This window comes from uncultured Tenacibaculum sp., assembly GCF_947502995.1.
Classification (GTDB): domain Bacteria; phylum Bacteroidota; class Bacteroidia; order Flavobacteriales; family Flavobacteriaceae; genus Polaribacter.
This window is the reverse complement of the sequence record NZ_CANNBW010000031.1, coordinates 1-13309: the sequence shown is the minus strand read 5'-3', so window position 1 is coordinate 13309 and position 13309 is coordinate 1. Positions and strand designations below refer to the sequence as shown.

At 28.8% G+C, this 13309-nt stretch carries 11 protein-coding genes; 3 read left to right on the top strand and 8 right to left on the bottom strand.

The genetic code is table 11. The features are described 5' to 3' along the window. Window positions 1-2: 2 nt before the first annotated feature. The 6 genes from Q1A46_RS19490 to fumC all read right to left on the bottom strand — a co-directional run bounded on the left by Q1A46_RS19490 (window position 3) and on the right by fumC (window position 8215). Window positions 3-2441 carry a TonB-dependent siderophore receptor gene (locus Q1A46_RS19490; protein WP_299683071.1) on the bottom strand — a complete coding sequence of 813 codons (2439 nt, stop codon included), beginning with the start codon at window positions 2439-2441 and terminating at the stop codon, window positions 3-5. Continuing rightward, the gene (locus Q1A46_RS19485) at window positions 2442-3371 is read right to left on the bottom strand and encodes a FecR family protein (RefSeq protein WP_299683068.1); all 930 of its coding nucleotides are present in this window, start codon (window positions 3369-3371) and stop codon (window positions 2442-2444) included. A 56-nt stretch (window positions 3372-3427) separates the two neighbouring features. Continuing rightward, window positions 3428-3949: an RNA polymerase sigma factor gene (locus tag Q1A46_RS19480; RefSeq protein ID WP_299683066.1), complete on the bottom strand. Its 522-nt coding sequence runs from the start codon at window positions 3947-3949 to the stop codon at window positions 3428-3430. Between the two features lie 251 nt (window positions 3950-4200). Further along, entirely contained in the window at window positions 4201-5352 is a 1152-nt protein-coding gene (locus Q1A46_RS19475) for a cytochrome-c peroxidase (RefSeq protein ID WP_299683064.1), read from the bottom strand. A 268-nt stretch (window positions 5353-5620) separates the two neighbouring features. Beyond that, window positions 5621-6637, bottom strand: coding sequence for a DUF4476 domain-containing protein (locus Q1A46_RS19470; protein ID WP_299683062.1), 1017 nt, complete (start codon window positions 6635-6637; stop codon window positions 5621-5623). Between the two features lie 180 nt (window positions 6638-6817). Continuing rightward, window positions 6818-8215 (bottom strand): class II fumarate hydratase, encoded by a 1398-nt coding sequence (gene fumC, locus Q1A46_RS19465; RefSeq protein ID WP_299683060.1) that lies wholly within the window; start codon window positions 8213-8215, stop codon window positions 6818-6820. Between the two features lie 151 nt (window positions 8216-8366). Between fumC and Q1A46_RS19460 the strand changes: the two genes are divergently transcribed. Then, window positions 8367-8540, top strand: a complete 174-nt coding sequence (locus tag Q1A46_RS19460; protein ID WP_198517136.1) for a hypothetical protein — start codon at window positions 8367-8369, stop codon at window positions 8538-8540. Window positions 8541-8922: 382 nt separating this feature from the next. After that, the gene (locus Q1A46_RS19455) at window positions 8923-9117 is read left to right on the top strand and encodes a hypothetical protein (RefSeq protein ID WP_299683049.1); all 195 of its coding nucleotides are present in this window, start codon (window positions 8923-8925) and stop codon (window positions 9115-9117) included. A gap of 72 nt (window positions 9118-9189) precedes the next feature. Here the strand turns inward: Q1A46_RS19455 and Q1A46_RS19450 are convergent, their stop codons facing one another. Next, window positions 9190-11628, bottom strand: a complete 2439-nt coding sequence (locus Q1A46_RS19450; protein WP_299683047.1) for an outer membrane beta-barrel family protein — start codon at window positions 11626-11628, stop codon at window positions 9190-9192. Between the two features lie 142 nt (window positions 11629-11770). Then, window positions 11771-12232, bottom strand: coding sequence for a cation transporter (locus Q1A46_RS19445; RefSeq protein ID WP_299683045.1), 462 nt, complete (start codon window positions 12230-12232; stop codon window positions 11771-11773). Between the two features lie 91 nt (window positions 12233-12323). Between Q1A46_RS19445 and Q1A46_RS19440 the strand changes: the two genes are divergently transcribed. Next, the gene (locus Q1A46_RS19440) at window positions 12324-13196 is read left to right on the top strand and encodes a DMT family transporter (protein WP_299683043.1); all 873 of its coding nucleotides are present in this window, start codon (window positions 12324-12326) and stop codon (window positions 13194-13196) included. The last annotated feature ends 113 nt before the right edge of the window (window positions 13197-13309 follow it).

Here is a 13309-nt window from a genome sequence, read left to right as displayed (position 1 = left end):
TATTAGAACACTAAATTCACTTGTAGGTTAGGAGCAAAGCCGCTTGTTTTTCGAAATGTATTTGCAGTAGGATTTTGAAAAATATTCACAGTATTATCCTGGTCATAAACATTTAAAATAGACAAACCAATTACTGTTTTAAAACTTTTTGAAGTATTATAAAAAGTATAAGAAGAAGAAAAATCTAATTGATGTGAACCATCAAAACGATCTGAAAGTGATAGGTTAGAAGTGTCAATATTAGGATCATCAGGATATATTACTGGCATGCCTGAGAAATAACGCCAAGAAAGTGCGAATTTCCATCGGTCAATATTTATTAAGTTTGTTAAGTTTAAAATATGACGCTGATCAAAAAATGCATCAGAAGTTGTATTTCGAAAAGTTGTTTCTGTTTTACTTAAAGAATAACTAGCCCAGGCTTCGATATTATTCCATTTCTTTTTTACAAATATATCCGCACCTATACTTGAAATATTCCCGCGAATATCTTCTATTTTCAATGTTATACCGTTCGATCTTTTCTTGAAAAATTCTAAATCAATTAACCATTTTTTTTGATTAAAAACAGCTCCAAACATAAATTGTATTCCTTTTAGTGGAGCTATTTCTCTATTTGGTAAAAACCAAAATTGATTGGTAATATTAAAATCATCAAAATCATTGACGAATTTCTTCTGTATAAACTGATTTGAAGTTCCAAAAGAAGATTTGATATATAATTTTTTATTTACCGCATAACTAGCGGTAAGTCTAGGATTCACAAAGAATTCACCTGAAGGAGTATAATAATTATTATGAAATCCTAAATTGACATCTAATTTATCGTTCCAGTTTTTATGAAATGAGATGTAAGTTGAATGAATAGTTGCTTTTTGATCTCGTCTTGCATCCAAATTATTTTCTTGCTCCAATTCATTACTAGTCAATTCGTGGTTAATCACATTATAACCCGCATCCAGTTTTGTATTCGGATTAAACTGATAGCTAGCTTCAGCAATAAAACGAGTGTCGGCAATTATATTTTCATATTTAAGAAAACTATTACGTTGATCTCTATTAAAACCTTCACTAACGTTATTAATGCGCATATTCGATTTACTAAATCGTAATTCAGTATTAAATTTATCAGAAAACTGTGCTTTCCATTTACCTGTAATTCCCCAGTTATCAAGATCAAGATCAATAAAATCAGTTTGATTTGGATTTTGAACTTCTCTTACTTCGGCAAATAAATCATTTTCAATATTAATAAAACTTACAGTTGCAGAGTGTTGCTCATCGATTTTATAATTCAGTGCAATGTTCATATCTGAAAAACCAATATCAAGATTTGTAGAACCTACTACATTTTCAATTCGGCTACCTTGAAATATTAATGTTGAAATGGTTTCTAATTTAGGAGAATTAAATCCAGGGTAACTTCTTCTGTAAGCCGCTAAAAGTGAAAGTTTGTCTTCAATTAGTTTTGTATTCACCGCAAGACCTGCAAATAAAGTATTCCCTATAATTTCATAACTGTTTTTATTAGGAATTTTATTCTTAGTTTTCATATTGATTAAACCACCAACACGACCACCGAATTTGGCAGGTAGCATATTTCTTTGAACTTCAATATTATCTATAACTGCAGCATTATAAGGAGAAATTGCACCTAAAAAATGACCTGAATGGTAAATAGGAATATCATCTATTTGAACTAAATTTTGATCATAAGTATTACCTCTAAAATTCAAATTCCCTGATTTTCCACTTGGCGAATGTATACCCGGAATATTACTGATTACATTAAAAATATCACCATCAGTTTCACCGGCTAATAAACCTAAATTTTTTGTTTGAATTTGAATACTATGATCACTTATTTTTGAGTCAATTCCCTTAGTTAAATAGTTCGTGAGAACAATCTCATTTAACCGAAATTGTTTAGTGTAAAATTTCAGTGTATTATTTCGTTCTAAATCTTTGGCTTGTATATGAATGGTTTTGTGAAAGTAAGATTCTAAATGTATCGAATCCAACGGAAATATATTTTTGAGTGTAAAAACTCCATTTGAAAGTTCTAAGTTTTGTTTTGGTTTGTTTTGAATTTGATATACTAAAGAAGTTATAGGTTCATTCGTTTCATCTTCAATTATTGTAAAGCTGAAATCTCTTCTTAATGGAATAACTAAATAATTCGTGTCTTTTTTTTCAAATTTTACCGGGATTTTTTTCTCAATTCTAGTTATACATTCTGAAATACTTGTACAGTTAAAGTCATTCTCTAAAAGAATTGTATTAAAGAAGGTGTGGTTATAAGAAAGATTTACATTGAATTTTTTTTCAATCTGATTTAGTTTATCTGAAAGCGTAATGCGATTACTCTTCTGAGCAAATAGAGGAGTAATTAACAAACAAATAAAAAAAAGTAATTGATAAGAGAAAAATCTCAAATTCATCTATTCCAAAATTACGGTATTATCTTTATCAATAACATACTTTATTTCCATAGTTACAAATAAAGTTTGTAAAGCCGTATCTAAGTTTTTATGAGTTAATGTTCCTGAAAATTCTAAATCTTCATATTTTTTAGGTAATTGAATCTGAATAGTATAGTATTTCTTTAAATCTGTAATAACCTCTTGTAAGTTGGCTTTATTGTATTTACTATAACCACTCGTCCAATCTGGTGCGGTATTACTATGTGTTGCTTCCTTTAGTTTGTTTTTCTGAACTATTGCAGATTCTCCTTTGGTTAAAATTAACTCATCATTTTGATACGTAACTTTTACTTTACCTTCATAACAAATCACTTCAAAATTAGTATTAGAAGTTTTTACATTGAATTGTGTACCTAGTACATTTATGTTTCCTTTATCTGTAATTACCTTGAATGAAGATCCTTTTGTAACATCAAAAAATGCTTGTCCGGTTAAATTTATAGTTCGATTGTCATTCCATTTTTTTTCTGAGTAAGATATTTCAGATAGTGCGTCCAGTTTTATTATTGATCCACTAGGTAGTTCAATAGTTTTGTTTTCTGCTATTTGGGTATTTATGGTAATGGTTTGGTTAAAAAAGAAATCCCATGAAAAATATCCAGCACTAATTAAAATTAAGATACTTGCAGCGATTTGTAACCAACGATTATTATTGCTAATTTTCTTTGATGTTGGAGTAGGAGCAATGACTAGTTTTTTTCGTTTTTTAAGATCGGCTAAACCTTTTTCCGAATCAAACTTTTTGACTTTCCATGTATCAATTTCATCCAAAACAATCTTAAGTTCGTCTAATTCCCCAGAGCTATCTAGTTTCTTTTTTTGCTCATCGCTTAAACTATTATCGAGCCATTTAGCAATTAAATTATCTTTAAGTAATTTTTTATTCACGCTTAAAAGTTTTACTATTCAGTTACTTAACGTTTTAAAGGTTCTATTACCCAACCTTATATAGAACGTTTTTGTAATTCAGTTATTTCTTTAAGTTTAATTAATGCTTTGGAAATACGTTTTTCAACAGCAGTTTGACTAATTTCTAGTTTCTCTGCTATTTCTTTATAAGTTAGTTTTTCAATTCTATTTAATAAAAAAGCTTCCCTTTGTTTTTCTGGTAATTCTGAAATTACAGTCTCTAATTTTTGTTGAAACTCTTTAGTTCTTAAATGAAAATATGGATCTTCTATATCTTGAGTAGGAATACTATTTTTTTCAAATTTTAAGGCTACTTTTTTAGATCTTATAACATCAATAAATAGGTTTTTAGAAACTGTATATAAAAAAGCAGCAGCTTTTTCATAAATAATACTGCTACATTTTTGCCAAAGTTTAATAAAAGCTTCTTGAACAATATCTTCAGCCTGATTTAAATCGCCAAACTTAAAATATAAATGATTTCTCAAACTTTCAGCATGAGTATTATATAACTGATCATAAACATGTTCCTCGCAAACTGAGAAATTTCTTTCCATTGTATCCTAATTAATTAAAGTAAATATAGAATAATTTTAAAGATTGCTGTTTTTGAATCAGACAAATTCATAAGGAAATATTCAGTCTTTAAAAACTATGTTTAGCCTTAAAATAAGAAAACTCCACTTTATTCTTTTAATAATTGATAAAGTGAAGTAATCTATTTCTTTTAAATAAGAAAATTTAATTTTTTGAATATCTCCTAACTTTACTAGGTTTGACAATCTTTTTAGATAAAAGACGCATTATTTTATTGAATAAAAGGATCCCCATATTTCTCGTCGTTTACAAAATTATTATCAGTAAGTGTTAATAGAAAATCTACAAGAGATTGCTTTTCGTCATTAGTTAAATTTAAACGACGTACACCATTTCCTTGTCTTAGTCTATTATCTAAATTAGGATTGTTTTGTACACGGCTATTATAATGTTCAATTACTTGTTCTAAACTAACAAAACGTCCATCATGCATATAGGGTCCGGTAAGCTCAATATTTCTTAACGATGGAACTTTAAATCTTCCACCACCAGCACCTTCATCTGTAATAATAGCATCTAGACCAATATTTCTTGGAGCATCTCCAACAAATACATTAGTATTATGACACTCAAAACAACGTGTTCGATTACTAATAAAAAGAGCTTTTCCTCTGTTTTCTGATGCCGTAAAATTTGGAAAATCATTTTCGATGTTGTTTACCTGTGCTAAACCTTCATCAAATTTAGATTCATAAGAAACCATAGAACGGATAAATTGTGATAGTGCTAAAGCAACTCTTTCACTAGTTATGGTTTCATCACCAAAAGCATTTATAAATAATGAAGTATAATGATCTTCTTGTGAAAGTTTATCTTCTAATTCTGTTAGTGTTAAACCCATTTCTACTAAATCTTGTACGGGCATTAAAGTTTGCTCTTCTAAACTTTCGGCTCTTTCATCCCAGAAAAAACGACCATTTTCATAAAATCGTGCATTAGCTAATCCCATTGAATTTCTAGCAGTTAAACCACCTTCAAAACCAGTACTAAATCGACTTGGATCTGAGAATCCGTTTGATTGTTTATGACATGAAGCACATGAAATCGTATTGTTTTTAGATAGATTGGTATCGTAAAATAAAACTCTACCTAAAGTAGCACCATGATCTGTAATTGGATTATTATTAGGTGTATTATCTTCATTTAAAACTCCATTATTTAAGAAAGAGTTTGGTAGTTCAATATTAGCATAATTAAAAGGTATTCCAGGTAAATCTAAAATATTCGATTCAATAATTATGTCATTCGTTGTGTCATTCGTTGAGTTATCAGTAACAATATCAATATATTCATTTTCATCATCATTAGAACAAGCTGTAAAAGCAACAAAACATATTAGTAAAGGGAAAAGAAATTTTTTCATACACTTAAATTGTTAGTTTTTATATGTAATTTCTTGTAATACGTTAAGGCTACAGTTTTACCCAACCTTTGTATGTCATTTTTTTTAAAATTTTGAAATCAATAAGTTTAACTTTATATCAAGAACTTGTTTTTATGTTTAAAATCAGTGTTTTATGAGTGCTTTTAGATTTAAAAATATTGTACAAATAAAAAATTAGGTTTTGTGCAAAAAGAAAACCACAACATTTTGTTGTGGTTTATTTATAAAAAAGTAAAACTTTATAATATTAGCGATTCAATAAAAATTGATCAAATTCTCTTTTATATCTAGAGAAACTTAATGTTTCTTTTAATCTATAAAATTGATCTTTATCAGGACAGTATTGATAACTTAATTTTAGAATATTTAATTTATCCTTATCAAAGCTAAATTCTTTAACAATAGCTCTAATTCTTTCAATAGAAAAACAATTACGTTCTACATGTTGTTTTGCTAGTTTTAAACGCTCTTTTGTAAATCTTTCGTCTTTTATTGATTTTAAAACATAATCATATTCATTTTGAGATAAAGGTCTACAATCATCAAATCCAACATGATTATTTAATTGACTTATTTCTCTATCAATAAATCTATTTAGCTGTTGTTTTAAATAATTATCGCTAATTAACTGCTCTGTATAATAAAAGTTTTCAAGATCGTAAGAAAATTGAAAAGCAAATTTTAGTAAATCATAACGATTTCTATTGCTTTGTAACTTTTCAGTTAGCTTCATTATTTGTCTAGTACTTAAACAATTGTTAGAAATAATATCTTTTAAATAACGATTTCCATTATTTCTTCTATTTCCAATTTGACTGTAAATGTTTCTGAATTGATATTCAGGCATCGGTTGATTACAGCTATTAGTAGTTGGACCTCTGTAATACTCAGCATTCGGATAATCTATCTGAGAAACTTCATTTTGATTTGCTTGTGTGTTATGATACAACTGCATTGCAAAGGAAAAATTTCTGAATAAATCATAAACTTGAAAGAAGTTTCTTTTATCAATTATTCTTGGATATGCATTAACACAAATTCTGTATTTTCTTCTATCACTAGAGAAGAAACGACAAGCGTCTATAAGTTCTGAAACATAAATATCATGACTAGAAGAATAGTTTAATGCTTTATCTAAAATTACTTCTGGCGTATACTTTTTTTGTTTTAATTCTTTTTTGAAAGTAGCATATTCCGTTTTCTTTTGTGCAAATGAAGAAAAAGAAATGCTTAGTGCTAAAAATAGTAGTGTTCTTAATTTCATAAGTTCTGTTTTAAGTAATTACTAAGCTTTTTTCAAACAACGTGCCAACTATTTTAAATTTAATAAAATAAAAATACATTTTGTTTTTAAATATCATGTAATCAGTGATTAAAAAGTGTAAAATAAAAACCACAACAAAATGTTGTGGTTTTTAATTATTTATAAAATTTAAAGTTTTATTTATTTTAAACTTCCAGTCATATCTTCTGGTTTAACCCATTCGTCATATTCTTCTGCAGTAACATAACCTAAGTTAATTGCTTCTTCTTTTAATGTAGTTCCGTTAGCATGAGCAGTATTTGCTATTTCAGCAGCTTTATAATATCCAATCTTAGTATTTAAAGCGGTAACTAACATTAAAGAGTTGTTTACTAATTCAGTAATTCTTCCGTGGTTAGGCTCAATTCCAGCTGCACAATTAACATCAAAAGATACACAAGCATCTCCAATTAATTGAGCAGATTGTAATACGTTAGCCGCCATCATTGGTTTAAATACATTTAATTCGTAGTGACCTTGAGTTCCTCCTACAGTAACAGCAACATCATTACCCATAACTTGCGCACAAACCATTGTCATAGCTTCTGCTTGAGTTGGGTTTACTTTTCCTGGCATAATAGAAGAACCTGGCTCGTTAGCAGGAATAATTAATTCACCAATACCTGAACGTGGACCTGAAGCCATTAAACGAATATCATTAGCGATTTTATTTAATGAAACAGCTAATTGCTTTAACGCTCCATGAGTTTCTACTAAAGCATCGTGAGCAGCTAAAGCTTCAAATTTATTTTCAGCAGTTACAAAAGGTAAACCTGTAAAATCAGCAATATATTTTGCAACTAAAACATCGTAACCAGCAGGAGTATTTAAACCAGTTCCTACAGCAGTTCCTCCTAAGGCTAATTGACTTAAATGTGCTAAAGAATTCTTTAATGCTTTAATACCAAAGTTTAATTGTGCTACATATCCAGAGAATTCTTGACCTAAAGTTAGGGGAGTAGCATCCATTAAATGTGTACGTCCAATTTTTACAACATTTGCAAAAGCTTCAGATTTTGCTTGTAAAGTATCACGTAATTGCTCAACTCCTGGAATAGTAACTTCTACGATTTTTTTGTAAGCTGCGATATGCATTCCTGTTGGGAATGTATCGTTTGAAGATTGGGATTTATTTACATCATCGTTTGGCTGAATCGTTTTTTCACCTTCACCAATTTTCTTACCAGCAATTTCGTGAGCTCTGTTAGCAACTACTTCATTTACATTCATGTTACTTTGCGTACCAGAACCTGTTTGCCAAACTACCAATGGGAATTGATCATCGTGTTTTTCAGCTAAAATTTCATCGCAAACTTGTGCAATTAAATCACGCTTTTCTTCAGCCAAAACACCTAATTCACAGTTTGTGTAAGCAGCAGCTTTTTTTAAGTAAGCAAAACCGTAAACTACTTCTAGTGGCATTGTTGCAGCCGGACCAATTTTAAAATTGTTTCTAGAACGTTCAGTTTGAGCTCCCCAATATTTATCAGCAGGCACTTTAACTTCACCCATGGTGTCCTTTTCAATTCTATATTCCATTGTTATTTATTTAGTATTTAAGAGATTTCAAAGTTAATAAAACTCAAAGAAAAGTAAGATTAAAAACTATAATGAAATATTTTTAAAAATCATATTTGAATAATAAAAATAAGTGTTATTTTTGCAATCAGATAATTTACAATAAGAACAGATGTTAGATTTTTCACAATTTTCAGGATTAGTATTATTCATGTTTATTTTTACAACTGGTTTTTGGTTGTTAATTTTCTTACTAACGTTTGTAGTTCCTTACTGGATTGGTGGAACTATCTGGGAGAATTTAAAGTTAAAGAAAGAAGCTAAAAAGGCTGCTGAAGGAAAGTAAGCTATAAAAAATAAATTTCATAAAGGTCTGCAAATGCAGACCTTTTTTATTGTTTTAAATTTTACATAAAACTAATGTAAAATTAACTTTTTTAGTTACAGTTTGGAATGTGTTTTGATAACTATTAAGTTATCAACTTAAATAAATTAATTAACACAATTCCTATGAAAAACTTATTCTGCCTATTTTAGGTACGATACTTTTCTTTATTTCTTGTTCTGACAGTAATGAAGAAATTTTAGACGATACTTCACCAAAATTATTTATACAAAGTCCAATTTTACTATTTAATTATTCAACAGATATAGGAAACAGTAATGTTCCATATAGTGTAAACATTCAAGCAGAAGCGACAGATGAAACGAAAATAGAGTCGTTAAGTTTGAAAATAAAAGATGAACAAGAAAATATTGTTGTAGAAAAACATATTAATAGTAATAATGATAATGCTTTTATTTTGAGAATTCAAGAAGGGTTTCAAACAACAAAAGCAGGGACATACACGGCTGAATTTGTCGCTAAAGATACTAGCGGAAATTATACCTTTAGATCGTTGACTTTTGAATACAACGACTAGTAATTAAAACAACGAAAAACAGCATACTGTAACCTGAGTATGCTGTTTTTTATTTTAATGTATTCTATAATTTTAAAAAGCTTCGCCACCACCATCATATTCTCTTTGTGGTCGTTCTCTTTTCTTCTTTTGATTAAATCTATACGTAAAGCTTAATGTAATTTGACGTTCTCTCCATTGAAATTCTTGATCAGCTATTGTAGAAGGATTCTCTTGACTAGGATTAAACGTTTGACTTCTACGAATACGATCATTAAGTAAATCATTAACATTTAAAACTAATGTAGCTTTTTCTTTAAACAAATCTTTACTAAAAGCTAAATTGGCAACAAATACACCATCACGGTTTCCTTGAGCATTAGCTTGTGGTCCACGATAACGAACTCTAGTTTGCCACTGGATTTTTGCAGGCAGTGTAATTCTAGAGTTAAAACGTACAAACCAACTATCATTATTAACTTCGGGTAAAAGTGTTGTTACTTCTGTTCCATCTGTTGCAGTAGATGTAAAAGAGAATTCATTTGTTTTGAATTTAAAATAATTGAATGTACTAGATAAACGCATCCATTTAAAAGGATTGTAATTAGTTGTTAATTCAAATCCATATCGATCTTCATTATTTAAGTTAAATGGTTGACGAACAAAAACATTTGTTGGTTGTCCATTAATTTCTCTTTCTTCAATAATAGAAACTCGCTGTATTAAATCTGTTGAACGTTGATAGTAAACAGAAGAATTTAAAGTTAACTTTCCTAATCGAGTTGTGTACCCTAAATCATAAGAATTCGTAAATGTTGGAGTTAAATCCGGATTTCCTTTAAATACAGCTGTAGCAGAGCTTCTAGTTTCAAACGGATTTAAAAACCAAAAGCGAGGTCTACGTAAACGTCTACTATATCCTAAAGTAAGATTATCTGTTTCATTTAATTCATATCCTAAGTTAACAGTAGGGAATACTTGTGTAAAATTTTTCTCAGACTCTTCATTAGTATTAATTAATAATAAATCAATTTCAGTAGTTTCAACTCTTAAACCTAGTAAATAAGAGAATTTATCGAATTTACTTCCGAACTGTGCGTAATGTGCATAAATATTTTGCTTGAAATTAATGTTATTAGAAGGATCAGGATCTAAAGGAAGACCATTAGCATCTCTAACTCTAAAGTCTGAGTTTAAATCTTGAAATTCGGATTTATGTCCTAATTCTAACTGATGTTTTTCTCCAATAGGTAATACATAATCTGCTTGAAATAAAGTGTTAGTAGAACTAGTAAATTGACTATTTAATTCCGACAAAGTATTATTGTCTGTTATACTAGAAAATTCATCTTCATTGTTGTCACTATGTTGAAAATCGATAGTTAATTTTTGACCTTTATCATCAAGATTATTCGAGTAATTCAAAGAAAACTGTTTGTTAATTCCATCTTCTCTTTCATTTTCTATCCTAGTAATTTCGTCAAAGCTAACTCTGTTAACATCTAAAAAGTTAGTTACGTTAGTCGCTATATCATCACCATTATTATCTCTGTAGAAAAAAGTACCTGTTATGGAACTATTCTTATTTAAATAATATTCTAAGCCTATAGATCCGTTGTAATTATTATTTTTCCTTTGGAATGTTCTGTCTTCAGTTCTAAAATCTGTGATAACACCATTTTCAAGATTTGTAAAATCACTAAATGAATTTCCAGGTCCGTTTCTGAAAGAATATCCTAAGTTTGTAAAAATGTTAAACTTTTTAGTTCTGTAGTTTAAATTTCCTGATAGTTGAAATAAATCAGGATTACCAGCAGATAAATTTAAAGATCCATTGAATCCAGTTACTTTTCCTTTTCTAAGAATAATATTTAAAATTCCAGCTGTACCTTCAGCATCGTAACGAGCAGAAGGAGAAGTAATAACTTCTACTTTTTCTATGGCATCTGCAGGTAAATTTCTTAAGGCATCTGTTCCATTCAATCCAACTAGGGCAGAAGGTTTACCATCAATTAAAATTCTAACATTTTCATTTCCTCGTAAACTTACAGCACCTTCAGCATCAACATTAACAGAAGGAACGTTATCTAGAACGTCAGAAGCATTTCCACCTTTGATAGTCATGTCTTTACCTACGTTATAGATTTTTTTATCTAAACGAATTTCAACCGTAGATTTTTCGGCGATGATTTCCACTTCATCTAAAGTTTCAGCATCTTCTTTCAATGTGATAGTTCCTAAATTTGTGTTTTCTATAAGTGTTTTTTGTGGAAGTTGTTTAGTTTTAAAACCAATAAATTCCACCTTCATACTGTAAGGTCCTTTTGGTACATCTATAGAGAATTTACCGTTTATGTCGGTAACTCCACCAGTAACTTTTTTTGTTTTTAAACTAGTTAATATAAGGGTTGCATATTCTAAAGGTTGATTAGAACTTGCTTCTATAATTTTACCACTAATGTTTATTTTTTGTGGCTTTTGAGCAAAAACTGATATTGCTATCAGTAAAAAAAGTAAAGTAATTTTTTTCATTTATATCGGTTAATAGATAATTCTATTTAGACAACGAAGTTCTGTAATGGTTTAAAGACTCTTTGTTAAAACTCTGTTAAAGAAAAAGCTCCTAAAAGTTAAACAACTTTTAGGAGCTTTTAAATAATATATTTTAAAGAAATTATGCTTTTTCTGTTTTACAACATTCTTTGTTAGCATCGCCTTCTTTACAAGCTTTCTTACCGTCTTTTTCTGTAGTACAGCAATCTTTTTTAGCTCCTGGTTCACAATGTGCTTTAGAAACTTCAATAGCTTTATATGATTCACCATCTCCAACACCCTCAATAAAAGTGATCAATTCTTCTTTATTTAATTTATTTCCATCATATTTAATAGTAGCTAAACTGTCATTAAAAATAACTTTAGCTTCAAAAACACCTTCTTTTTTAGCTAATTTAGATTCAATAGTTTTTGCACACCCCATTTCACATGTCATCCCTGTAACATTTAAAGATAATGTTTCAGCTTTTGCTAATGCAGTTGCATCAATTTCTTTTTTTACTTCTGTTTTTGGTTCTGTTTTACAACTAATAGCTATAGTGGCTATAAGAAATAAAGCAAATACTATTTTTGAAACTTTCATATTAAACATCTATTAAATTATTGTACAAATTTATTAAAAAAGATTATGAAATGCTTAAAATAAGCGATTTTTGTAGTTTCAAATTGTATAGATGAGCAAAATTCAATCAAAATGGTTTTATCTGATCTTTCTTGCTTTAGTTTGGGGGAGTTCTTTTATTTTAATGAAAAAAGCGTTAATTGGATTATCTCCAATTCAAATAGGAGCTTTACGTATCACTATAGCCACTATTTTTTTACTTATAATAGGTCATAAAAGCCTAAAAAAAATAAAGAGAGAGCAGTGGAAGTATGTTTTTTTAAGTGCTCTTTTAGCTACTTTTTTTCCTTCTTTCATGTATGCGTATGCTATTTCTGGTATTGATAGTTCTATAGCTTCAATTTTAAATTCATTAACACCTTTTAATACTTTATTAATTGGTTCTTTATTTTTTGGAATAACTTTTAAAACAAATCAGTTGGTAGGTATTTTAATTGGACTGTTAGGAACTTGTATTCTCATTTTAAAAGGAGCAGATTTAAATCCGAATCAGAACTATTGGTTTGCTTTACTACCAATTTTATCTTCGATAGGGTATGCATGTAATGTAAACATTATTAAAAAATATTTACAAGAATTAGAGCCATTGGCAATAACTACAGGAAACTTTATTTTAATTGTTATTCCTGCTTTGATTGTTTTATCTTTTACAGGTTTCTTTACTACATTAGAATTTACAGAAGAAGTAGGTGAAGGGTTATTTTACATATCTATTTTAGCTATTGTTGGTACGGGAATAGCTAAAGTTATGTTTAATAAATTAATACATATTTCTTCGCCAGTATTTTCTACTTCTGTAACTTATTTAATTCCTATTGTAGCTGTTTTGTGGGGAATTGTAGATGGAGAAAAATTAAGTTTAATTCAATTATTAGCAGGTGTTATAATTTTATTTGGAGTGTATTTAGTAAATAGAAAGAAATAAAAAAGAGCTAGTAAATTACTAGCTCTTTTTAGTTATAATGTCCCGTCCTGAAATAAGTTTACACAATTTAGACTTATTTTATGAATAACACTGTACCCAAGAAAAAGCGAACT

Bases quoted from the DNA above. Each gene is read 5' to 3' on its own strand.
- Q1A46_RS19475 (WP_299683064.1), bottom strand. From the start codon at position 5,352: ATGAAAAAATTTCTTTTCCCTTTACTAATATGTTTTGTTGCTTTTACA.
- Q1A46_RS19450 (WP_299683047.1), bottom strand. From the start codon at position 11,628: ATGAAAAAAATTACTTTACTTTTTTTACTGATAGCAATATCAGTTTTT.
- Q1A46_RS19490 (WP_299683071.1), bottom strand. From the start codon at position 2,441: ATGAATTTGAGATTTTTCTCTTATCAATTACTTTTTTTTATTTGTTTG.
- Q1A46_RS19445 (WP_299683045.1), bottom strand. From the start codon at position 12,232: ATGAAAGTTTCAAAAATAGTATTTGCTTTATTTCTTATAGCCACTATA.
- Q1A46_RS19460 (WP_198517136.1), top strand. From the start codon at position 8,367: ATGTTAGATTTTTCACAATTTTCAGGATTAGTATTATTCATGTTTATT.
- fumC (WP_299683060.1), bottom strand. From the start codon at position 8,215: ATGGAATATAGAATTGAAAAGGACACCATGGGTGAAGTTAAAGTGCCT.
- Q1A46_RS19480 (WP_299683066.1), bottom strand. From the start codon at position 3,949: ATGGAAAGAAATTTCTCAGTTTGCGAGGAACATGTTTATGATCAGTTA.
- Q1A46_RS19470 (WP_299683062.1), bottom strand. From the start codon at position 6,637: ATGAAATTAAGAACACTACTATTTTTAGCACTAAGCATTTCTTTTTCT.
- Q1A46_RS19440 (WP_299683043.1), top strand. From the start codon at position 12,324: ATGAGCAAAATTCAATCAAAATGGTTTTATCTGATCTTTCTTGCTTTA.